Origin of the sequence: Kitasatospora sp. NPDC101183 (genome assembly GCF_044767945.1) — a bacterium.
Classification (GTDB): domain Bacteria; phylum Actinomycetota; class Actinomycetes; order Streptomycetales; family Streptomycetaceae; genus Kitasatospora.
The window spans coordinates 124,893-145,821 of the sequence record NZ_JBIWOW010000008.1 but is presented as its reverse complement, the minus strand read 5'-3'; the positions used below and the strand labels follow the sequence as shown (position 1 = coordinate 145,821).

Genomic DNA, 20,929 nt, shown 5'->3' with positions numbered 1-20,929 from the left:
CCACGACGGACACGCGCCCCGCCCGGGCCGGGGTTCAACCGTCATCGCGCGAGCCCCTCATCAGCCAGCCGAGCTGGAAGAGCGTCTGCGCCCCGTACCGGTCCCGCAGCCGGGAGATGTGCGCGGCGACGGTGCGCTCGCTGAGCCCGAGCCGGGTGGCGACGGCCTTCTGGGTGAGGCCCCGGGCGAGGAGCCGGCCGACCCGGTCGGGGACGGCCGGGGCGGGCCCGTGGCCGAGGGCGGAGGCGGCCTCGGCCGGGTCGGCGCGCACCCAGTCGCGTTCGAAGGCGCCGACGAGGAAGGAGAGCGCGGCCTGGTCGCTGATGAAGGCGGCGATGTTGTCGTCCTCCTCGACCGGGACGACGGCCACGGCGCGGTCGAGGATGATCAGCCGGGGGAAGGGCTCGTCGAGCACGCGCAGCTGCGAGCCGAGCCGGGTGACCTCCTCGGCGTACGCGAGGGCGGCCGGGTCGGTGAGGGCGACGGGCTGGTAGATGGTGCGCAGTTCGCAGCCGCGCTGGAGCAGCCGGACGTCCTGGAGCCGGGCCGTCCGCAGGGATTCGGCGGGCCGGCGGCCGGGGGCGGCGGTGAGGACCTCGGTGCGGCAGTCCGCGACGAGCTGGGCGATCCGCTGCCGGATGTGGACGTGCCCCTCGACGTAGACGGCCTCGCCGGGCCTGCCCGGGCGCTCGGACATCTCGTCGAAGGCGCGGGTGAGGCCGTCGAGGGCGCCGGGGAGGTTCTCGGCGCGGACGAGCAGCCGGGTGGCCTCGCTGCGCAGTTCGGCGCCGAGGCGGTCGCTGACGGAGCGGGGGCTGACGGCGTTGTAGCCGTCGTCGAGGGTGTGGGGTACGAGCAGGCCGACGTCGAGCAGTTGCCGCAGCGCGCTCTGGTCGGCGTCCTGCGCCGCGGAGGCCGTGAGGCGGCCGCCGTCGGCGACCACGGCCAGGTAGAGCCTCCGGGCGGCCTCGTCGGGTTCGTCCCCCGCGGGCCCCTGGTGGTGCGGCGCGACCGCCGGTTCCGCCGTCACGTCGCACACTCCCTGCCGGACGCCTCTCCCCTGGTGCCGCCCCCGTGATCCGTCGGTCGGCGGTGCCGTCGACGGGCGGTGCCCGTGGACGGTGGTTCCCACCGGCGGGGGTGTCCGAGACCGAGGTGCGTCTGCGGCCCGGCCCGCCGGGTGTGATCACGGTACCGGGCTTCCGGCGGACCCCCGGGCCCGGGTGCCGTCGCACACCGGGGGCCCCGGGGGCCGCCATCACCACGCCATGCCAAGGCGCTTCCTTCGAGGTGGAGCAGCAACACCTCGATGGATCCGGATCCGGGTCCATCACCACACATGGACCCGGGCCGGCGCTCTTCCCCCCCGTTCCACCGGCACGGGACGATGCACCGGTGGTCAGTTTCGAAGAGCAAGCCGCCACCATCGGGCTGCGGTGCCCGGACGGCTTGGCGTGACTCCACTCTCACAGTGTGACGGCCGGTGAACAAGTGCCCTCCGAGTGCATGTTCGCGCAATTGCAGCTATCTGCACCGGGAGTCGTCCGTAACCGTCCGGTCGGCCGGTCGGATTCGGGCGAAGAACGCCGTGGAGAAGGGATGTTGGCGGTTGGGACCGATCCGGACCGTCGTGGCGGATCGAGCGTCCACGATCACTTCATGCAGCTTCGGGTTCCTGCAATCCGCCGCCGCCCGGGGCCTGGACCCGTCCTGTCGATCAGCGGGCCAGCAGCCGGCCGCGGGCGAGGCCCGAGACGGTGCCGGCGGCGGCGGCCACCCAGGCCGCGAGGAGCAGGACGTACAGCCCGGAGGCGAGCCCGGTGAAGCCGCCGAACCCGGTGTGCCGGGCGAGCGCACTGGCACCCGTCACGCACGTGCCGACGGGGAAGGTGTACGCCCACCAGGTCATCGCGAACGGCATCCCGGCGCGGCGGGCGCGCAGGTTGGCGGCGGCCGCGACGGCCAGCCAGAGCATCGCGACGCCGATCACCGCGACGCCGTACAGCTCGGCGACCCCTGCCATGACGGGCGCCAGCGAGGGCAGCACCGGGCGGGCGGCGTCGGCGAGTTGGTGGACGGCGGTGACGGACTGGCCGAGCGGGCCGAGCACCAGGAACAGCGAGGGGGTGAGCACCAGGGCGGGCAGCTTGCTGTGGAACAGCCCGGTGAACACCACCGGCAGCATCACCAGGGTCGCCAGCAGCCCGATCCCGAACAGCCCCCAGCAGCCGTACAGCATGGCCTCCTGCGCCCGCCCGGCGGGCAGGTGCGGGACGAGCACGGGGCCGCAGGCCGAGGCGACCAGCGGGGCGACCACGGGCAGCAGCCAGGTGGGGTTCGCCTCCAGGGCGGACACCGGGTGCCGGGTGATCATCAGGTACGGGATGCCCGCGGCGACGGCCAGCGCGTACAGGGTGCCGAGGCTCCACAGCACCGCGTCGAGGGCGAGCGCCGGGCCGGTGCCGATGACCCGGGAGCCGATCAGCACGGTGCCCAGGCCCACCGAGAGCAGGGCCATCGGGGGGCAGCCGTAGAAGACGGCGACGGCCGGGCGCTCCAGCAGCTGCGCGGCGGCCTCCTCGCGGTGCCGGGTGAGGTGCGCGAGCCGGGCCGCGACCAGCACCAGCAGGGCCGCCAGGGCGAGCGCCCACATCGCCTCGCCGAAGGCGATCAGCCCGGGCACCCGTACGGGCAGGGAGGCGGCGCCGTTGGCGACGATCGCGGTGCCCATGACGGCGGCGTACCAGTTGGGGCCGAGCTGGGCGAGGTCGAGGCGACCGCGCAGGCCGGCGCGGGTGGCGAGGGGGAGGACGGCCGAAGTGGACATGGTTCCACCGTCGCCGCCCGGGCCCGGCTCCGGTAGCGCCCCGGCTCCTATGAGGACATAGCCTGAACCTATGGCCCTCTCCCCGCACGTCCCCGAACTCGGCGCCCTCGAACTGCTGCTCGCGGTCGCCCGGCTGGGCAGCGTCGGCCGGGCGGCGGCCGAGCTCGGGGTGAGCCAGCCGACCGCCAGCGCCCGGATCAAGGGCATGGAGCGGCAGATCGGCGTCCCGCTGCTGGACCGGTCCCCGCGCGGCTCCACGCCGACGGAGGCGGGCCGGCTGGTGGTCGAGTGGGCCCGGCACGTGGTGGAGGCGGCCCAGGCCCTGGACGCCGGGATCGACGCGCTGCGCGGACGGCGGGACGCCAAGCTGCGGGTGGTCGCCAGCCTGACCGTCGCCGAGTACCTGATGCCCGGCTGGCTGCTGGCCCTGGCCGACGCCAGCCCGGGGACGGCGGTGACGCTGCGGACGGCCAACTCGGCGGAGGTCGCCGGGCACGTCCTGGCCGGGGAGGCCGACCTCGGCTTCGTCGAGGGCCCGGCCACCCCGCCGGGCCTGGCCGGGGCCGTGGTGGCGGCGGACTCCCTGGTGGTCGTGGTCGCCCCCAACCACCCGTGGGCACGCCGGCGCACCCCGCTCACCGGGCCGGAGCTGGCCGCCACCGCGCTGGTGCTGCGCGAGCCGGGCTCGGGCACCCGGGAGGTGCTGGAGGCGGCGCTGGCGCCGTACGGGGGCCCGGCGCGGCCCCGGATGGAGCTGGCTTCGTCCACGGCGCTCAAGGCGGCGGCGATGACCGGCGCCGGGCCGGTCTGCCTGAGCGAGCTGGCGGTGCGGGAGGAGCTGGCCACCCGCCGGCTGGTCGCGGTGCCGCTGGAGGACGGGCTGGACCTACGGCGCCCGCTGCGGGCGGTGTGGCCGGCGGGGCAGCGGCCGGGCGGGCCGGCCCGGGAGCTGCTGACGCTGACCCGCACGGCGGGAGGGCGTCCGACGGGTGGCCGTTCCGTGGGAGGCCGTTCGACGGGAGGGCGTCCGGCGGGTGGCCGTTGAGCGAGAAGCCGCCAAAGTTGAGCGGAATGGACTCAAGGTAGTGCATGCTGTACGTAGCAAGTGAGTGAAGGACCCGACGAGGAGGCCCCCCAGCAGTGGACGCCAGCAAGTTCACCACCAAGACGCAGGACGCCCTGTCCGCCGCCATCCGGCTGGCCGGTGCGGCCGGCAATCCGGACGTCAGGCCGGTGCACATCCTGATCGCCCTGCTGGACCAGCCCGAGGGCATCGCCCGGCCCCTGCTGGAGGCGGTCGGGGCGAACACCGCCCGGATCGACACCGAGGCGCGCCGCCGGGCCGCCGACCTGCCCAGCGCCTCGGGCTCCACCGTCGCCGCGCCCCAGCTCGCCCGGGACACCCTCGGGGTGCTCACCGAGGCCGGCAGGCGCGCCGACGACCTCGACGACCAGTACGTCTCCACCGAGCACCTGATGGTGGGCCTGGCCGCCGAGGGCGGCGCCGTCGCCGACCTGCTGGTGCAGCAGGGCGCCACGCCCAAGGCGCTGCTCGCCGCCTTCAAGGACGTGCGCGGCAGCGGCAAGGTCACCTCCCCCGACCCGGAGGGCACGTACAAGGCCCTGGAGAAGTACGGCACCGACCTCACCCAGGCCGCCCGGGACGGCAAGCTCGACCCGGTCATCGGCCGCGACCACGAGATCCGCCGCGTCATCCAGGTGCTCTCCCGCCGCACCAAGAACAACCCGGTGCTGATCGGCGAGCCCGGCGTCGGCAAGACGGCCGTCGTCGAGGGCCTGGCCCAGCGCATCGTCGCCGGGGACGTCCCGGAGTCGCTGCGCGGCAAGCGGCTGGTCGCGCTGGACCTCGGCGCGATGGTCGCGGGCGCCAAGTACCGCGGCGAGTTCGAGGAGCGGCTCAAGGCCGTCCTGGGCGACATCAAGGCCTCCGACGGCCAGGTCGTCACCTTCATCGACGAGCTGCACACCATGGTCGGCGCGGGCGCCGGCGGCGACTCCGCGATGGACGCGGGCAACATGCTCAAGCCGATGCTGGCCCGCGGCGAGCTGCGCATGGTCGGCGCCACCACGCTCGACGAGTACCGCGAGCGGATCGAGAAGGACCCGGCCCTGGAGCGCCGCTTCCAGCAGGTGCTGGTCGGCGAGCCCAGCGTCGAGGACTCGATCGCCATCCTGCGCGGCCTCAAGGGCCGGTACGAGGCGCACCACAAGGTGCAGATCGCGGACGCCGCGCTCGTCGCCGCCGCGACGCTGTCCAACCGCTACATCACCTCCCGCTTCCTGCCCGACAAGGCGATCGACCTCGTGGACGAGGCGGCCTCCCGGCTGCGGATGGAGATCGACTCCTCCCCCGTCGAGATCGACGAACTCCAGCGCTCCGTCGACCGGTTGCGCATGGAGGAGCTGGCGCTGGAGAAGGAGTCCGACCCGGCCTCCGTCGACCGCCTGGCCCGGCTGCGGCGCGATCTCGCCGACCGCAACGAGCAGTTGAGCGTGCTGACGGCGCGCTGGGAGCAGGAGAAGAAGAGCCTCAACCACGTCGGCGAACTCAAGGGGCGCCTCGACGACCTGCACGGCGCCCTCGAACGCGCCCAGCGCGACGGGGACTTCGAGCGCGCCTCCAAGCTGATGTACGCCGAGATCCCGGCCGCCGAGCAGGAGCTCGCCGAGGCCCAGGAGCGCGCCGCAGGCCAGGACGCCTCCGCCTCGATGGTCAAGGAGGAGGTCGGCCCGGACGACGTGGCCGACGTCGTCTCCTCCTGGACGGGCATCCCGGCCGGCCGGCTGCTGGAGGGCGAGAGCGCCAAACTCCTGCGCATGGAGGAGGAGTTGGGCAGGCGCCTGATCGGCCAGAGCGAGGCCGTCCAGGCCGTCTCGGACGCAGTGCGCCGCACCCGCTCCGGCATCGCCGACCCGGACCGCCCGACCGGCTCCTTCCTCTTCCTCGGCCCCACCGGCGTCGGCAAGACCGAACTCGCCAAGGCCCTGGCCGACTTCCTCTTCGACGACGAGCGGGCGATGATCCGCATCGACATGAGCGAGTACGGCGAGAAGCACTCCGTCTCCCGGCTCGTCGGCGCCCCGCCCGGGTACGTCGGCTACGAGGAGGGCGGCCAGCTCACCGAGGCCGTCCGGCGCCGCCCGTACAGCGTCGTGCTGCTGGACGAGGTGGAGAAGGCCCACCCCGAGGTCTTCGACGTACTGCTCCAGGTGCTCGACGACGGGCGGCTCACCGACGGCCAGGGCCGCACGGTGGACTTCCGCAACACGATCCTGATCCTCACCTCCAACCTGGGCTCTCAGTACCTGGTCGACCCGGCCACCCCGGAGGAGAAGAAGAAGGCGCTGGTCCTGGACTCCGTCCGGGCCACGTTCAAGCCGGAGTTCCTCAACCGGCTCGACGACATCGTCGTCTTCGACCCGCTGGGCACCGCCGAGCTGAGCCGGATCGTCGACCTCCAGGTCGCCCGCCTCGGCGAGCGGCTGCGCGAGCGGCGCCTCACCCTGGACGTCTCGGCGGCGGCCCGCGACTGGCTCGCCCTCACCGGGTACGAGCCGGCGTACGGCGCCCGGCCGCTGCGCCGCCTGGTGCAGTCCGCGATCGGCGACCAGCTGGCCCGGGAGATCCTCTCCGGCCGGGTGCACGACGGGGACACCGTCCTGGTCGAGCGGGACGAGGAGGGCGACCGCCTCACCGTCCGCAGCCGGGGGCCGCTGGAGAAGTAGCCCCGCCTCCACGGCCACGGGCCGCCGCTCCCCGCGAGGGGGCGGCGGCCCGTGGCCGTACGGCTCCGTCTAATCGACCGCCGCGCTCACGATCGGCTCGCGCCGGCGGGTGCGGTCCCGCCAGGTGCGCGCCAGACGGTGCAGCTCGGCGCCCTGGGTGTCCGGCAGGTTCCAGGTCTGGGTGAGCAGCCGCAGCGTGGAGACCCTGGGACAGGAAACCCCCCGCTCCAGGTCGCGGATCGAGCGAACGCTCAACCCCGAAGCCTCCCCCAGCTGTTCCTGCGTCATGCCCCGGTCCCGCCGGATGCTCCGCAGCAGCGCCCCCAGCGATGCCCCCTCATCGGCCACCGGCCTGTCCACGTCACTTCCCCCTTGTGTAGGTGTTTCTCAACTCGCCCTTGCGAAACGGGTGTTAGCGGCAGCGAGTTCCGTCGCACGCTAACCGCATCCGAATCCCCCGGCAGGCGAACCATCCGACCCGGGGCGTGACGTGGCTCACGCCCGCCGGGGCGCGTGCCCAGGCGGGCACTCAGGGTGACCGATTCCGCCCCGAACACCCGGAACGCCCTCGCGACCACCCCCCGCGCCACCCCGTGACGACCCCCTCCGACGCCCGCGCGCGAAGATCGACGCGAGCCCTGCGGCCCCTGTGAGGCGGGCCCCGAATGAGGCAGGATGGAAGGTGGAAAGGGCGGCCTCTCATTGCCGGCCACCACGTGCACTGAGGAAGAGGACCCCCATGAGCATCGACCCGTCGTCCATCCCGTCCTTCGGCCTGCCCCAGGGCGGCGGACAGCCCGGCGGCCAGGGCGGCGGGCCGGCCGGCCCGCCGCCGATCATCGTCCCGGACCAGAACCTGGTGACCCAGCTCCTCGACCAGATGCAGCTCAAGCACGTCGTGGACGAGGAGGGCGACCTCACCGCCCCCTGGGAGGGCTTCCGGGTCTACTACATGTTCCGCGGCGACCAGAAGGAGCTCTTCGCGGTCCGTTCCTTCTACGACCGCTCGTACCCGCTGGAGCAGAAGGGCGAGATCCTCGACCTGATCGACGAGTGGAACCGCGAGACCCTCTGGCCGAAGGTCTACACCCACACCCACGAGGACGGCGTGGTCCGCCTGATCGGCGAGGCCCAGATGATCGTCGGCACCGGCGTCAACCTCGACTACTTCGTCACCACCACCGCCAACTGGACCCAGGCCGCGGTCGGCTTCGAGCAGTGGATCGTCGAGCGCCTCGGCCTGCAGAAGGACATCGAGGGTGAGAGCGGCGAGAACGGCGAGGACTCCGAGGGCACCGAGGAGGCCTGAGCCCCTCCCGCCCCGGGAACGGCCCGCCACCGCCACGCCGCGGTGGCGGGCCGTTCTGCTCGCCCGCCCTCCGCCTGCCCGCCCTCGTGCTTGTCCTCGGCTTCCCGTCGGCCGGATGATGGCCCCGACGCCCGACAACGAGCCGTGAGGAGTCTTTCGCATGGGTACGAGGCCGCTGCTGAACCGCCGCCTGGCCGGGATGGGCACGACGATCTTCGCCGAGATGTCCGCCCTGGCCACCGCCACCGGCTCCATCAACCTCGGCCAGGGATTCCCCGACACGGACGGGCCGCGCGCGATCGCCGAGGCCGCCGCCGACGCCGTGCTGAACGGCCGGGGCAACCAGTACCCGCCCGGCCCCGGCATCCCCGAGCTGCGCACCGCGATCGCCGAGCACCAGCAGCGCTTCCACGGCCTCGCGTACGACCCCGACACCGAGGTCCTCGTCACCGCCGGCGCCACCGAGGCCATCGCCGCCGCCCTGCTCGCCCTGCTCGAGCCCGGGGACGAGGTCATCGCCCTCGAGCCCTTCTACGACTCCTACGCCGCCTGCATCGCCATGGCCGGCGCCGTCCGCGTCCCGCTCACCCTCCGCGCCCCGGGCTTCCGCCCCGACCTGGACGAGCTGCGCACCCTGATCACCCCGCGCACCCGGCTGCTGCTGATCAACACCCCGCACAACCCCACCGGCACCGTCCTCACCCTCGACGAGCTGCGCGCCATCGCCGAACTCGCCGTCGAGCACGACCTGTTGGTGGTCACCGACGAGGTCTACGAGCACCTCGTCTTCGGCACCGTCCACCACCCCCTCGCCGCCCTGCCCGGCATGCGCGAGCGCACCGTCACCATCTCCTCGGCCGGCAAGACCTTCTCCTTCACCGGCTGGAAGGTCGGCTGGGTGACGGCCTCCCCGGCACTCGTCTCGGCCGTCCGCACCGCCAAGCAGTACCTCACGTACGTCAGCGCGGGCCCGTTCCAGTACGCCGTCGCCGAGGCCCTGCGGCTGCCGGACGAGTACTTCGACACGTTCCGCGCCGACCTGCTGCGCAAGCGCGACCTGCTGCTGGACGGCCTCACCGCGGCCGGGTTCCGCGCCTTCACCCCCGAGGGCACGTACTTCGTCACCACCGACATCACCCCGCTCGGCGAGAAGGACGGCATCGAGTTCTGCCGCTCCCTGCCCGGGCGCTGCGGCGTGGTCGCGATCCCCAACGCCGTGTTCTACGACGACGTCGAGGCCGGGCGGTCGCTCGTGCGGTTCACCTTCTGCAAGAAGGACGAGGTGCTGGAGGAGGCGGTGGCGCGCCTGCGGCGGCTCTAGGGCCCCTAGTTCGGGGCCAGCGGCATCGCGTCGAAGCCGTCGAAGAGGAAGGCGTAGACCTGGGCCAGGTAGAGCGTCAGCTCCTGCTGGTCCGGGAACGCCACGTAAGTGAGCCCGTACCACTGCGCCGGGGTCAGCGGCCGGTTCTGCACGAGGTGCACCAGGCCCGCGCGGACGGTCCCCCGGTAGTCCGGCCAGGCGTGGTCGAAGGTGTCGCGCAGCATCCCGAGGTCGTCCACGGCCTCCACCCCGAGCAGGCCCGCGCAGAAGTGCACGAAGCGCCGGTCGATCCCCGGCGCCTCCAGGCCGAGTTCGGCGAGCGGGACGGTGACGGGGTCGATCGCGCCGCCGGGGTAGGGGTAGAGCGTGGTGTTCCACAGCTCGCCCCCGTCCGCCGGGCCCTCCGGGCCCGCGCCGGCGGAGGGCCGGTAGACGCCGTACAGCAGGCCGGAGGCGAGGAAGTCCGCGTAGACGTAGTTGATCTCGCCGTCCGCGTCGTACGGGTGCTCCGGGTCGATCCCGATCGCCGTGGCCTTCTCGGCGCGGCTCGGCGAGGTGCCGTACACCTCCTCGAACGGCAGGACCGGCGCCAGGTCGTGGTTCGCCAGCGCGGCCGCCCTCAGCGCGTCGTCCGCCTGGAGCAGGGCCTCCTCGGAGTCGAACCGGCTGGCCCACGGGCCGGTGCGGGGCGGGAGTTCGTCACGGAGAGGCATGCGGGGTGCTCCAGTGGTCGGGATCGGGGGCGAGGCCGGGACCGAGGTCGGGATCGGGGACGCGTTCCGTCATTCGCCGTCCGGCCGCCACTCCGACCAGAAGCGGGGGTCGTCACTCGGCGGCCCGCGCTCCGGGTCCGGCGGGACGGGCGGCTCCTCGCGGCTTCCGTAGAAGTAGTTGTACACGTCGCCGAGGAATCCGTAGAGCTCGGCCTCGGTGTAGAACTGGATTCCGGTGGCGCGCACCCAGTCCGTGGTCGAGGCGGGCCGCTCCTCCAGGAGGTGTTCCAGGCTCGCCCGGAGACGCTGCGCGAATTCGCTCCCGTCGGTCGCCCAGGGCTTGAATTCACCGATCTCGTCCATCGTGTCGTGCCGGAAGTAGTGGCGGTAGAACCGCTGGAGGCGCTCGTCCTCCGACCACCCCGGCATCTGCCGGAATGTCCATTCCGGCGGCGGCTGCGTCATTTTACGACCGTCCTTTCCACGCGTTCCCGTTCCCGCGGCCGCCGTCAACGGCGGTGGTGGTACCCCATGTTGTGCTCCGCCTTCGGCTGCGGGAACATGGTGTGGAGTTTGAATCCGCCGTTTCCGTCGGGGCGGTACACCGCGACGATCTTGGCGTCCTTGAAGTTCACGTCCCGGTAATTGATCTGTTTGTTGGCGTCCATCGGATTCGCCGGGTCGATATAGTACCCGCGGAACCTTTCCTCATGGCCGCCCTTGCCCCAGGCGTCCTGCGGCGAGAAGACCACTTCGTACGGCGGCGAGCTGGGAATGCGCTGCCTCGCGTGGAGGTCCGCGTACATGTAGGACTCGTTGTCCGTGAAGGCCGTCGAGAAGCGGTCGCAGGTGTGGTTCATCGGGTTGCCGTGCTGGTCCCTCTTCTCCGCGTCGTGGTAGAGCTGCGGCGGCGACAGGCGCTGCTTCGCGTCGGGGCCGTGCAGGGGGTCGATCTTCTCCTTGGACTCGGCGAAGCCCAGGCCGTCCTTGGACCACCGCGTCTCCCGCCTCGACGGCGGCCTGAACCAGTGGCCGTTGGCGTCCTGCTGCGCGTCCGGGCGGATGGTGACCGTCTCCTCGAACGGCTTCCCCAAGCGGTCCTTCAGCTGCTGGTCCGTCACCTTCAGGTGCCGGCCGACGCCGTGGCCCTGGAGCTCCAGTTCGGCGACCCGCCGGTCGACCTCGCGCTTGTACTCCTCCTTCAGCACCTTCTTCCCCGGCAGGTTCTGGCCCGGGTGGAGCTCGATGCCCTCCTTCTCCAGGGAGAGCCCGTTGGCGCGCATGTTCTTGTGGATCGCCTTCTCGGCGTCGTGGAGGTTCTTCGAGGTGATCTCCAGGCCGTGGGCGATCGACCGGTGGGAGCCGGCCATCGCCTTCGACATGTCGTTGATCATCGAGTGGACGATCGGGCGGACGGCGCTGTGGACGACCTTGCCGAGCTTGCCCCGGCCCAGCATCTTGCCCCGGGTCAGCCGGTCCAGCTCCCGCGAGTGGTGCTCGACGTGGTCCGCGTGCTTGTGCGCCTTCTCCGCGGCCTCGTTCAGCGCCGCGCGGTTGGCGCGGAATCCCTCGCTCACGTCTGCTCCCCTCCGACCAGGACCGTCTCGACGCCCTTGAACACCAGGCCGGACACCGCGCTCTCGATGGCCTCGTGGAAGGGGTCGATCGCCGTCGACATCAACTCCGCGAGGATCTCGGCCTCGATCGCCTGGACGATCGCGTTCACGATCCGCTTGCCGATCTCGACGATCGCCGCCTCCGCCGCGGCCGCGAGGCCGAGGGTGGCGACGGCAGCGGCTGCCGCGGCGGCGATCTCGGCTGCGGTGGCGATCAGTTGGGCGATCACCGCGCCCTTGGCCACGACCACGGCGTCGGCGGCGATCTCCAGCCCGGTCGCCAGCACCTCGCAGCAGTCGATGAGCGTCGTCATGTGGCCCTCGGAGGCCTGTCCCCAGCGGGTGACCAGGGCCGTGTAGCCGGCCCCCTCGTAGGCGCCGCCGAGGTTCTTGACCATGACGTCGGTGTCCCCGTGGGACTTGTCCATGCCCTTGCCGAACTCCCGGACGTGACGCGCCCATTCGCGCATCTCGTCCTCGTCGATGTCGGGCCAGTTGAGCCCCATCAGGCTCATGACCCAGACGAGTTCGTCCGGTAGCTCGATCGACATCGCCCAACCCCCGTTGTGCAGGCTCACCCTTCCGGTGACTCAGGAATGACGAACCGTTCCCCTTGTTCGGTTGCATTCGATCACATGCGGTTGCGCTGCAAACCCACTGCGGCCCTTCTGGTGTGCGTTGCGCACGACCGGCGCGCATAATCCGCTTCGCGCCCCCTCGAACGGGAGCAATTCTGGCCCGACACCTGTTCTGTTATGGACTCAACTCCCGTGGTGAACCTGACGGTTCGATGCCCGTGAGGCACATCGACCCCCCTCCCGGGCACGTACCGTCGGAGGTCACGGATGACGGCCGGAGGGTGGTGGCGCCTGGAGTGCGGCGGCAGCGCGCACCCCGCGCACACGGCGCGCGACCCGGTCGCAGGGGCGCGCGCGGTGCAGAGTCGCACACCGGGTCGATCAGAGCGGGGAAGCAGATGTGCTCGAAACGGTGAATGCTTGACAAAGTTGGGTAAATCGCCGACGGGCCCGGTGTATTCGTGCTTCCCTGCTGCTGACTCTCCAGCCGGAATCCTTCCTTCCACGGTCGGCCGCGCCCAGCGCCGCACAGCCACGAACAGCCTCGCCTTCGGCCCAGGCCTAGTCGCTGCTGCTCGGCGGGCGCGCACGGAGCTGAAACGCGGAGCCGAGCATGCTCACCACACTGCAGACCTCCTATACGGACACCCGGGCCGGTGACCTGGCCTGGTGCCTCGGCGGCGACCCGCTGCCCGCGCTCGCCGTCCGCGACCTGAGACTCGACGGCGGCGGCCGCCCCGACGCCTCCGGCAAGGCCAACGCCTCCGGCACCCCCGGCACCTCCGGCACCCTGCAGCTGCGGCTGCTCGGGGCCTCGCACCAGGTGGTGATCGAGGCCGGCCCCGGCCGCTGCCTGGAGACCGTCGCCTGCCTGCCCGGCCGCCGCACCCCGTTGCCCGCCCGGGTCGCCAAGCAGATCGGCGGCTGGGAGTACGAGTTCGCGGCCCGGATCGAGGCGCTGCCGCCCCACGACTTCGCGGCCCGCGCCCAGGAGATCCTGGCCCTGGTCGAGGGCCACCCGCGCGGACTCGCCGGGGTCTTCCCGGGGGACCCGAGCGCCTTCACCGCGCTGGTCACCCAGGGCGGCGTGGACCACCTGCTCTGGCGCACCTGGCACGCCTACCCCCAGGAGGGGCAGCTGGTCTGCACCCGCTCCTCGCTCGTGGTGTCGGGGGCATGACCCGCGAGAACCGGGACGCCCCCACCGATCCGGTCACCACCCGTACCCCACCGGCCCACGGCTCGCACGCAGGAACGGTTCGTCAACCCGACAGCCCGCAGTGTCCGTCGAATGGGCGCAGCTATCCGTCCCGCACGTCCCCTAGCGTTTGTTCGTGATCAACCATCCGGCCGGTCCCCCCGCCCGCGCGGGAGTGGACCTCGACGACGGCACCCCTCCCCGGCCCGGGCGCGGGCTCGCCCCCCTGCCCGCCCGCCGTCGCTCCCGGCTGCGCTCACACCCCCGGCTCGCCCGGCTGACCGTCCTGCTGGCCGCGTTCGTCTGCGCGGCCTGCGGGCTGGTGTACGAGCTCGAACTCGTCGCGCTCGGCGACTACCTGCTCGGGGACTCCGTCACCCAAACCTCCGTCGTGCTCTCCGTCATGGTGTTCGCGATGGGCCTCGGCTCGCTGCTCGCCAAGCGCTTCGCCGGGCGGCCGGCCACCGCCTTCGCCGTCGTCGAGTGCGCGCTCGCCCTCACCGGCGGCCTCTCCGTCCTCGCGCTCTACTCCTGCTGGGCCTGGATCGGCCGCTACCAGGCCGCGATGGTCGGCCTCACCTGCCTCATCGGCATCCTCATCGGCGCCGAGATCCCGCTGCTGATGACCCTCATACAGCGCATCCGGCGCGAGGACGCCGGCCGTGCCGTCGCCGACCTCTTCGCCGCCGACTACGTGGGCGCGCTCATCGGCGGCCTCGCCTTCCCCTTCCTGATCCTGCCCACCCTCGGCCCCGGCGACGGCGCGATCCTCACCGGCGCCGTCAACGCCGTCGCCGGCTCGGCCGTCGTGCTCTGGCTGTTCCGCGAGGAGCCCGCCCCCCGGATACGACGGCTGCTCTGGGCCGGCTGCGCCCTCGTCCTCGCGCTCCTCGCGGCCGCCGCCGCCGGCTCGGACGTCATCGAACGCGCCGCCCGGCACGCCCTCTACGGCGGCGAGGTGCGGTACGCGACCCGCAGCCGCCTCCAGGAGATCGTGCTCACCGGGCCCGCCGAAGGGCCCCTGCGGCTCTACCTCGACGGGCGCCTCGCGGTCTGCGGGCCCGACGAGTACCGGGGCAGCGAGGGCCTCGTCCACCCCGCGATGGCCGCCGGCCCCGACGCCCGGGTACTGCTGCTCGGCGGCGGCGACGGCCTCGCCCTGCGGGAGGTGCTGCGGCACCGCGGCGTCCGCTCCGTCCACCTCGTCGACGCCGACCCGGCCCTCCCCAACCTCGCCCGCACCGACCCCGGCCTCTCCGCTCTCGGCGGGCACTCCCTCGACGACCCCCGGGTACGGACCACCGCCGCCGACCCCATGGCCTGGCTGCGCGACGCGGCCGACGGCCCGTACGACGTGGTGCTGGCCGACCTCCCGGCCCCCGCGGACGGCGGGCCGGTCACGTTCCACTCCCAGGAGTTCTACGGCCTCGCCGCCCGGCTCCTCGCCCCCGGCGGCCGCCTCGCCGTCCGCGCGGGCGGCGAGGCGGACGGACTCTGGCGCATCGAGTCGGCCCTGCGCGCGGCCGGCCTGCGCACCACCCCGTACGCCGTCCCGGGCAGCGCCACCGCCACCTGCCGCCCCGCCCCGGCCGACGCCGCCCAGGACTTCCTCCTCGCCGCCGTCGACCGGCCCCCACTCACCCTCGCCCCCGACGCCCCACCCCCACGCGCCCTCACCCCCGACACCCTCCGCACCTCCACCACCACCCTCACCACCCACCGCCCACCCCACCCGCCACCCCCGCTCACCCTCCTCGGCCCCCGCTGAGGCGAGCGGACGCACTCGGCCGCCGCGCCCCCGCCCCGGAGGCACGGCAGCCGAACGCGCCTGGCCTCCCGTCCGACCCCGCCAACCACGCTCATCAGCGCGTGGGCCACCCAGCCGTCGACCGGGCGGCCCGGACCCCAGCGGCCGGGGCGCGATGCCCGAGGCGCAGCTGGACGGACCGGGGCTGGGCTTCCCCCGGGATTCAGCCCGCTCCGCCGAAGGCCGGAGCGGGCCAACGGCTGCCGGACGGCGCCCTTGCGGGCCGTCGGTCGGGAGCCCGAGGCCGCCCGGCCGCAGGGCAAGACGGCCGGGAAAAGCCGTGTGAGCGGGCCCAGGCCGCCCCACCCTTCAACCGGAGGGCGACGGAGGTTGGGGGCAACTGCTCCAGCGCGGGGGCTCACACAGTCAGCCGGGGCCGATCCGCCGGAGGCCGGAGCGGCCCCGGGACGCCGGGCACTGCTGGAACGACCCGGCCGGCGGACAGGGCCGAGGCCGCCCCGCCGAAGGCAGGGGCCGGGCCCGAGGCAGCGGGCACTGCCGGGTGGGGTGGGCGGTGGGCGGTGAGGGTGGTGCTGGGTGGGGACCGGGCCCGGGGCCGGCGGGGAAAGTCGGGTGGTGCTGGGTGGGGACCGGGAGGGGGTGGGTCGGTAGGCTCCGTGGCATGGAGCATGAGGTTGTCGTCCCGATGCCGGCCGGGTTGGTGCGGCAGGCGATGCAGGAGCCGGCGCGGTTGGCGCGGAGTGTGCCGGGGCTGAGCACCGAGCCGGCGGCGGTGGGCAGTGGCCCCGCCGAGGAGATCGGTGGGCGGCTCAAGCTGCGCATCGGCGGCTCCACGATCACGTACAAGGGCGTGTTGTCGCTGATCGAGGGCCGGGAGGGTGTGCTGACCGCGCTCGCCGAGGGCCAGGAGGCCCGGGGCAGCGGCGAGGCGACCGCGACGGTCCGGGTGAGCGTCGCCGACGGCCCCGCGGAGGGCACCGCGGTGATCCGCTTCACCGGGGACCTCAGTGCCACCGGCCGCCTGACCGAGTTCGACGCCGAGTCCCTGGACGCCGCCGGCCGCCGCCTGCTGGACCGTTTCGCCGCCGCCCTGACCGGCCCCGAAGAGGCCGATGAAGAGTCCGACGAGGAGGACGCCGAGGAAGCCGCCGAGGAGACCGACGAGGAGGACGCCCCGGTGGTCTACCTCGACCGGCCCGGCGAGGACCTCGACGACGACCTCTCCGACCTCATCGCCTTCTCCGACGCCGACGCCGAGGGCTTCGGCCTCCCCACCGGCTCGGCCGCCGACGACGACACCGACGAGGACGACGCCCCGGGCGCCCCGGGCGCTCCCGAGACCCCCGGCGAGGCCGTCGCCGAGGAGCTCTCCCCCGAGCCCCTGTTCGCCTACGAGGAGGAGCCCCCGATGCGCCGCAGCATCGTCGGCCGCTCGGCCGAGGAGGTGGACCACGCCCCGCCGCGCGGCCGCTACGCCCCGGCCCCGCCGGCCCGCAGCGCGCGGGCCCGTGCGGCCTCCCGTTGGGGCGGCGAGGCGGGCGGGATCGTGGTGCCGGGTTCGGACGGCCGCAGCGCGCTGCCGTGGGTGATCGGCGGCTCGGTGGCCCTGCTGGGCGGCGCCGTCGTGCTGGCCAGGGCCCTGCGCCGCCGCTGAGAGCGGGTTCAGGGCCTAGACTGAACGCTCATGAGCAACGACCGCGACGCCCTGCTGGCACAGATCAAGGACAAGGCCGTCGTGCACGGCAAGGTCACCCTCTCCTCCGGCAAGGAGGCCGACTACTACGTCGACCTCCGCCGGATCACGCTGGACGGCGTGGCCGCCCCGCTGGTCGGCCGGGTGATGCTGGACGCGACCTCGCACCTGGAGTACGACGCCGTCGGCGGCCTGACCCTGGGCGCCGACCCGGTGGCCGCCGCCATGCTGCACGCCGCCGCCGCGCGCGGGCAGCAGCTGGACGCCTTCGTGGTCCGCAAGGCGGGCAAGGCGCACGGCCTGCAGCGCCGGATCGAGGGCCCGGAGGTCAAGGGCCGCCGGGTGCTGGCCGTCGAGGACACCTCCACCACCGGCGGCTCGGTGCTGACCGCCGTCGAGGCGCTGCGCGAGGCGGGCGCCGAGGTCGTCGGCGTCGCGGTGATCGTCGAGCGCGGCGGCCAGGACGCCGTCGAGGCCCAGGGCCTCCCGTACGTCACGGCGTACGACCTCGCCGACCTCGGCCTGTAAGGAAGATCCGGACGCACAGAAGCGGGCGTTGTTCCACGTGGAACGTGGAACGGCGCCCGCTTCCCGTATCAGCGGGCCTCAGCCCCGCCGGTGCCGCCCGCCGCCCTGTGCGGCCTCGGACTCGACGGTGTCGACGGCGTCGACGACGCCCGCCCTGCGCTTCTTCCGCTCCCGGACGACCTCGATCAGGATCGGCGAGATCGACAGCAGCACGATCAGCAGCACCGCCGGGATCAGGTACTTGTCGATCACCGGCGCGAGCGCGTCGCCGAAGAAGTAGCCGATCAGCAGCATGGACTCGGTCCACAGCACACCGCCGATGACGTTCCACACGAAGAACGTCTTCGCGGGCATCTCCAGCGTGCCGGCCACCGGGTTCAGGAAGGTCCGGACGATCGGCATGAAGCGGGCCAGCACCACGGCCTTGCCCGAGCCGAACTTGTTGAAGTACTCCTCCGCCTTCATCACGTACTCGCGGCGGAAGATCTTGGAGTCGGGCTTGTCGAACATCCTCGGCCCGACCTTGACCCCGAGCAGGTGCCCCAGCTGGGCACCCGCGATCGCCGCGATCGGGCAGCCGACGAGCAGTACGGCGATGGGCAGCTTGGCGCCGTCCCCGAGCACCGAGGAGGCCGCGTTGGAGGCGGCGACACCGCCGATGATCAGCAGGGAGTCGCCCGGGAAGAAGAAGCCGACCAGCAGGCCGGTCTCCGCGAAGATGATCGCGATCAGCCCGATGGCGCCGAGCGAGGAGATCAGGGATTTGGCGTCGAGCAGGTTGACGGCCAGCTGGTTGTAGTCCACGGGCGCAGGATAGCGGGCGTACCTGACCGGCGGACCCCGGCCCGACCGCCGCAGCGCGACGTCCCGACAGGCGGGCTCCTGCTGACCTGCGCGCACGAGTCTGGGAGGATGGCACAGGCGTCCGGTCCGCGGTGGCCCCACCCTCATGGCCGTACCGCGGTGGCCGCCTCGAACCTTGGTGCCGGAGAGCCACACCGCAGCGCCGCGCGTCGGCGGGCCGGCACGGAGTCGTCACGAAGGCGTACACAGCGTCGGACAGCACCCGTCCGTACGCCGCAACCCGACAGGAGCGGATCGCATGCCCATCGCAACTCCCGAGGTCTACAACGAGATGCTCGACCGGGCCAAGGCGGGCAAGTTCGCCTACCCGGCCATCAACGTCACCTCCTCCCAGACCCTGCACGCCGCCCTGCGCGGTTTCGCCGAGGCCGAGAGCGACGGCATCATCCAGATCTCGACCGGTGGCGCGGAGTTCCTGGGCGGCCAGCACAACAAGGACATGGTGACGGGCGCCGTGGCCCTCGCCGAGTTCGCGCACATCGTCGCCGCCAAGTACGACGTCACCGTCGCGCTGCACACCGACCACTGCCCCAAGGACAAGCTGGACGGCTACGTCCGCCCGCTGCTGGCGGTCTCCGCCGAGCGCGTGGCCAAGGGCGAGAACCCGCTGTTCCAGTCGCACATGTGGGACGGCTCCGCCGAGACCCTGGCCGACAACCTGGCCATCGCCCAGGAGCTGCTGGCCCAGGCCGCCGCCGCCAAGATCATCCTCGAGGTCGAGATCACCCCGACCGGCGGCGAGGAGGACGGCGTCACCCACGAGATCAACGACGAGCTGTACACCACCGTCAACGACGCCGTGCGCACCGCCGAGGCCCTGGGCCTGGGCGAGAAGGGCCGCTACCTGCTGGCCGCCTCCTTCGGCAACGTGCACGGCGTGTACAAGCCGGGCAACGTCGTCCTCAAGCCGGAGCTGCTGCGCGAGCTGCAGGACGCGATCGGCAAGCAGTACGGCAGGACCGACCCGTTCGACTTCGTCTTCCACGGCGGCTCGGGCTCCTCGGCCGAGGAGATCGCCACCGCGCTGGAGAACGGCGTCGTGAAGATGAACCTGGACACCGACACCCAGTACGCCTTCACCCGCCCCGTGGCCGGCCACATGTTCGCCAACTACGACGGCGTGCTGAAGGTCGACGGCGAGGTCGGCAAGAAGAACACCTACGACCCGCGCACCTGGGGCAAGCTGGCCGAGGCCGGCATGGCCGCCCGCGTGCTCGAGGCCGCCCAGCAGCTGCGCTCGGCCGGCAAGCGCCTGAAGTAGCCGGGACGGCTGTACGACGGTGCCCCCGGCGGATCGCTTCCGCCGGGGGCACCGCCACGTCCGGACGTGGTTACTGCTTGAGCTCCGCGTACGCCTCCGCGCTGCTGTCCTTCAGGAACTGCCAGCAGCGGGCCTCCTCCTCGGTCTCCTTGATCGCGCCGGCCGCCCGGGCGAGCCCCGCCAGGCAGCGCAGGAAGCCGCGGTTGCCCCGGTGCTCCCACGGCACCGGGCCGTGGCCCTTCCAGCCGTTGCGGCGCAGCGCGTCGAGGCCCCGGTGGTAGCCGGTGCGGGCGTAGGCGTACGACTCGACGTACCGGCCGGCCGCGTTGGCGTCGTCGGCGAGCATCGCCCAGGCCAGGCAGAAGGTCGGGAACTCGGCCGCCACCTGCGTCGGGGAGGCCGACTCCTCCGCGAGCATCCGGTAGGGCTGCTCGTCCTCCGGCAGGAGGGTCGGTTCGGGGCCGTCGAGAAGATTCCTGTGAATCGCCATGCCCTGCAGTCTGCCATCCGCGACGCAGGGGTCAACCGCCCTCCTCCACCGCTCTGACCGGATCGGCTCCGTCCCGGGCCGCGGTCGCGGAATCTGCATACCGGGTATGTGGACATTCACCCGTTCGCCGTGCGAGGGTGTCGCTCGTGCCCGCAGCCCGTTCCGCCCCGCGCCGCCGCGCCCGGGGTGGCCGCCGACGCAGTCGACGCAGACGCGGGCCCGGTCCTGGCATGCTCACGGCACTCGCGGCCTCCGTCCTGGTGCTCTGCGTCGCGGCGTTCGCGCTGAACCGGACCGACGAGGCGCCCGCCGCCGGGCCCAGCGCCCAGGCCCGGATCGCCCCGGCCGCCGAGGAGACCCCGACCCCGCCCGCCGCGCCGACGCCCCCTCCCCCGGTCGCCACGCCGACCGCAGAGCCCACCCCCACGCCCGCCGGCCCCGACCCGGGCCCCACCAAGGGCGCGGGCACCTTCACCGTCGCCCCCGCCGACGCCAAGGCGGTCGGGCGCGGCACCGTCCGCCGCTACCGGGTGGAGGTCGAGGACGGCATAGGCATCGACGCCCCCTCGGCCGCCGCGCAGATCCACGCCATCCTCGGCGACAAGCGCGGCTGGACCAACGACCGCAAGAACGGCTTCCAGTTGGTCGCCTCCGGCTCGTACGACTTCACCGTGAAGATCGCCTCCCCGGCGACGGTCGACAAGATCTGCGGCGCCTCCGGCCTGGACACCCACGGCGAGGTGAACTGCAACGTCGGCAACCAGGTGCTCGTCAACTCCAAGCGCTGGAACACCGGTTCACCGCAGTTCAGCGGACCGATCGAGGAGTACCGGGCCCTGATCGTCAATCACGAGGTCGGCCACCGGATCGGCCACGGCCACGAGACCTGCCCCGGCCCGGGCAAGCCCGCGCCCGCGATGATGCAGCAGATCTACGGGCTCAAGGGCTGCGCGCCCAACGCCTGGCCGTACTCGGCGGACGGGACGTACCTGAGCGGCCCCGCCGTCCCCTGAGAG

19 protein-coding genes are annotated in these 20,929 nt (G+C 73.0%); 10 read left to right on the top strand and 9 right to left on the bottom strand.

Going from position 1 to position 20,929, the window contains the following annotated elements; translation table 11 throughout:
• Positions 1–34: 34 nt before the first annotated feature.
• Both ACIRRS_RS13190 and ACIRRS_RS13185 read right to left on the bottom strand, forming a co-directional pair.
• Positions 35–1,030, bottom strand: coding sequence for a LuxR C-terminal-related transcriptional regulator (locus ACIRRS_RS13190; protein WP_402969157.1), 996 nt, complete (start codon positions 1,028–1,030; stop codon positions 35–37).
• Between the two features lie 687 nt (positions 1,031–1,717).
• Positions 1,718–2,827, bottom strand: a complete 1,110-nt coding sequence (locus ACIRRS_RS13185) for a TDT family transporter (protein ID WP_402969155.1) — start codon at positions 2,825–2,827, stop codon at positions 1,718–1,720.
• Between the two features lie 70 nt (positions 2,828–2,897).
• On the opposite strand from ACIRRS_RS13185, the gene ACIRRS_RS13180 reads away from it, so the two are divergent.
• Positions 2,898–3,872, top strand: coding sequence for a LysR family transcriptional regulator (locus tag ACIRRS_RS13180; RefSeq protein WP_402969152.1), 975 nt, complete (start codon positions 2,898–2,900; stop codon positions 3,870–3,872).
• A gap of 95 nt (positions 3,873–3,967) precedes the next feature.
• The gene (gene clpB, locus ACIRRS_RS13175) at positions 3,968–6,574 is read left to right on the top strand and encodes an ATP-dependent chaperone ClpB (RefSeq protein WP_402969149.1); all 2,607 of its coding nucleotides are present in this window, start codon (positions 3,968–3,970) and stop codon (positions 6,572–6,574) included.
• A gap of 69 nt (positions 6,575–6,643) precedes the next feature.
• On the opposite strand, the gene ACIRRS_RS13170 is transcribed toward clpB, so the two are convergent.
• Positions 6,644–6,922 (bottom strand): helix-turn-helix domain-containing protein, encoded by a 279-nt coding sequence (locus ACIRRS_RS13170; protein ID WP_402969677.1) that lies wholly within the window; start codon positions 6,920–6,922, stop codon positions 6,644–6,646.
• A 391-nt stretch (positions 6,923–7,313) separates the two neighbouring features.
• Here ACIRRS_RS13170 and ACIRRS_RS13165 point away from each other — a divergent pair, with 391 nt between their 5' ends.
• A complete protein-coding gene (locus ACIRRS_RS13165) occupies positions 7,314–7,883 on the top strand; it encodes a YbjN domain-containing protein (RefSeq protein ID WP_402969146.1) in 570 nt (189 codons plus the stop codon).
• A gap of 160 nt (positions 7,884–8,043) precedes the next feature.
• A complete protein-coding gene (locus ACIRRS_RS13160) occupies positions 8,044–9,204 on the top strand; it encodes a pyridoxal phosphate-dependent aminotransferase (RefSeq protein ID WP_402969143.1) in 1,161 nt (386 codons plus the stop codon).
• 5 nt (positions 9,205–9,209) lie between these two features.
• On the opposite strand, the gene ACIRRS_RS13155 is transcribed toward ACIRRS_RS13160, so the two are convergent.
• From ACIRRS_RS13155 to ACIRRS_RS13140, 4 genes are all read right to left on the bottom strand, one after another.
• On the bottom strand, positions 9,210–9,917 hold the full coding sequence (locus ACIRRS_RS13155) for a hypothetical protein (RefSeq protein ID WP_402969140.1): 708 nt from the start codon (positions 9,915–9,917) through the stop codon (positions 9,210–9,212).
• Positions 9,918–9,986: 69 nt separating this feature from the next.
• Positions 9,987–10,346 (bottom strand): hypothetical protein, encoded by a 360-nt coding sequence (locus ACIRRS_RS13150; RefSeq protein WP_402969137.1) that lies wholly within the window; start codon positions 10,344–10,346, stop codon positions 9,987–9,989.
• Positions 10,347–10,426: 80 nt separating this feature from the next.
• The gene (locus ACIRRS_RS13145) at positions 10,427–11,494 is read right to left on the bottom strand and encodes a hypothetical protein (protein ID WP_402969134.1); all 1,068 of its coding nucleotides are present in this window, start codon (positions 11,492–11,494) and stop codon (positions 10,427–10,429) included.
• Complete coding sequence (locus ACIRRS_RS13140) at positions 11,491–12,084, bottom strand: hypothetical protein (protein WP_402969131.1); 594 nt, start codon at positions 12,082–12,084, stop codon at positions 11,491–11,493. Before ACIRRS_RS13140 ends, ACIRRS_RS13145 begins: the two co-directional genes overlap by 4 nt.
• A gap of 640 nt (positions 12,085–12,724) precedes the next feature.
• Between ACIRRS_RS13140 and ACIRRS_RS13135 the strand changes: the two genes are divergently transcribed.
• The 4 genes from ACIRRS_RS13135 (at position 12,725) to pyrE (ending at position 17,298) form a co-directional block, all read left to right on the top strand.
• On the top strand, positions 12,725–13,291 hold the full coding sequence (locus ACIRRS_RS13135; RefSeq protein WP_402969128.1) for a DUF2617 family protein: 567 nt from the start codon (positions 12,725–12,727) through the stop codon (positions 13,289–13,291).
• Between the two features lie 154 nt (positions 13,292–13,445).
• Positions 13,446–15,077, top strand: a complete 1,632-nt coding sequence (locus ACIRRS_RS13130; protein ID WP_402969125.1) for a polyamine aminopropyltransferase — start codon at positions 13,446–13,448, stop codon at positions 15,075–15,077.
• Between the two features lie 661 nt (positions 15,078–15,738).
• Entirely contained in the window at positions 15,739–16,731 is a 993-nt protein-coding gene (locus ACIRRS_RS13125) for a hypothetical protein (protein ID WP_402969122.1), read from the top strand.
• 30 nt (positions 16,732–16,761) lie between these two features.
• Positions 16,762–17,298 carry an orotate phosphoribosyltransferase gene (gene pyrE, locus ACIRRS_RS13120; protein WP_402969119.1) on the top strand — a complete coding sequence of 179 codons (537 nt, stop codon included), beginning with the start codon at positions 16,762–16,764 and terminating at the stop codon, positions 17,296–17,298.
• A 78-nt stretch (positions 17,299–17,376) separates the two neighbouring features.
• On the opposite strand, the gene ACIRRS_RS13115 is transcribed toward pyrE, so the two are convergent.
• Positions 17,377–18,102, bottom strand: a complete 726-nt coding sequence (locus ACIRRS_RS13115) for a DedA family protein (protein ID WP_402969116.1) — start codon at positions 18,100–18,102, stop codon at positions 17,377–17,379.
• Positions 18,103–18,400: 298 nt separating this feature from the next.
• On the opposite strand from ACIRRS_RS13115, the gene fbaA reads away from it, so the two are divergent.
• Positions 18,401–19,423: a class II fructose-bisphosphate aldolase gene (gene fbaA / locus ACIRRS_RS13110; RefSeq protein ID WP_402969113.1), complete on the top strand. Its 1,023-nt coding sequence runs from the start codon at positions 18,401–18,403 to the stop codon at positions 19,421–19,423.
• Positions 19,424–19,493: 70 nt separating this feature from the next.
• On the opposite strand, the gene ACIRRS_RS13105 is transcribed toward fbaA, so the two are convergent.
• Positions 19,494–19,913, bottom strand: a complete 420-nt coding sequence (locus ACIRRS_RS13105) for a DUF3151 domain-containing protein (protein ID WP_402969110.1) — start codon at positions 19,911–19,913, stop codon at positions 19,494–19,496.
• A gap of 230 nt (positions 19,914–20,143) precedes the next feature.
• On the opposite strand from ACIRRS_RS13105, the gene ACIRRS_RS13100 reads away from it, so the two are divergent.
• Complete coding sequence (locus tag ACIRRS_RS13100; RefSeq protein ID WP_402969107.1) at positions 20,144–20,926, top strand: DUF3152 domain-containing protein; 783 nt, start codon at positions 20,144–20,146, stop codon at positions 20,924–20,926.
• Positions 20,927–20,929: the final 3 nt, after the last annotated feature.

Bases quoted from the DNA above. Each gene is read 5' to 3' on its own strand.
- ACIRRS_RS13185 (WP_402969155.1), bottom strand. From the start codon at position 2,827: ATGTCCACTTCGGCCGTCCTCCCCCTCGCCACCCGCGCCGGCCTGCGC.
- ACIRRS_RS13180 (WP_402969152.1), top strand. From the start codon at position 2,898: ATGGCCCTCTCCCCGCACGTCCCCGAACTCGGCGCCCTCGAACTGCTG.
- ACIRRS_RS13165 (WP_402969146.1), top strand. From the start codon at position 7,314: ATGAGCATCGACCCGTCGTCCATCCCGTCCTTCGGCCTGCCCCAGGGC.
- ACIRRS_RS13160 (WP_402969143.1), top strand. From the start codon at position 8,044: ATGGGTACGAGGCCGCTGCTGAACCGCCGCCTGGCCGGGATGGGCACG.
- ACIRRS_RS13155 (WP_402969140.1), bottom strand. From the start codon at position 9,917: ATGCCTCTCCGTGACGAACTCCCGCCCCGCACCGGCCCGTGGGCCAGC.
- ACIRRS_RS13150 (WP_402969137.1), bottom strand. From the start codon at position 10,346: ATGCCGGGGTGGTCGGAGGACGAGCGCCTCCAGCGGTTCTACCGCCAC.
- ACIRRS_RS13140 (WP_402969131.1), bottom strand. From the start codon at position 12,084: ATGTCGATCGAGCTACCGGACGAACTCGTCTGGGTCATGAGCCTGATG.
- ACIRRS_RS13135 (WP_402969128.1), top strand. From the start codon at position 12,725: ATGCTCACCACACTGCAGACCTCCTATACGGACACCCGGGCCGGTGAC.
- ACIRRS_RS13125 (WP_402969122.1), top strand. From the start codon at position 15,739: ATGGAGCATGAGGTTGTCGTCCCGATGCCGGCCGGGTTGGTGCGGCAG.
- pyrE (WP_402969119.1), top strand. From the start codon at position 16,762: ATGAGCAACGACCGCGACGCCCTGCTGGCACAGATCAAGGACAAGGCC.
- fbaA (WP_402969113.1), top strand. From the start codon at position 18,401: ATGCCCATCGCAACTCCCGAGGTCTACAACGAGATGCTCGACCGGGCC.
- ACIRRS_RS13105 (WP_402969110.1), bottom strand. From the start codon at position 19,913: ATGGCGATTCACAGGAATCTTCTCGACGGCCCCGAACCGACCCTCCTG.
- ACIRRS_RS13100 (WP_402969107.1), top strand. From the start codon at position 20,144: ATGCTCACGGCACTCGCGGCCTCCGTCCTGGTGCTCTGCGTCGCGGCG.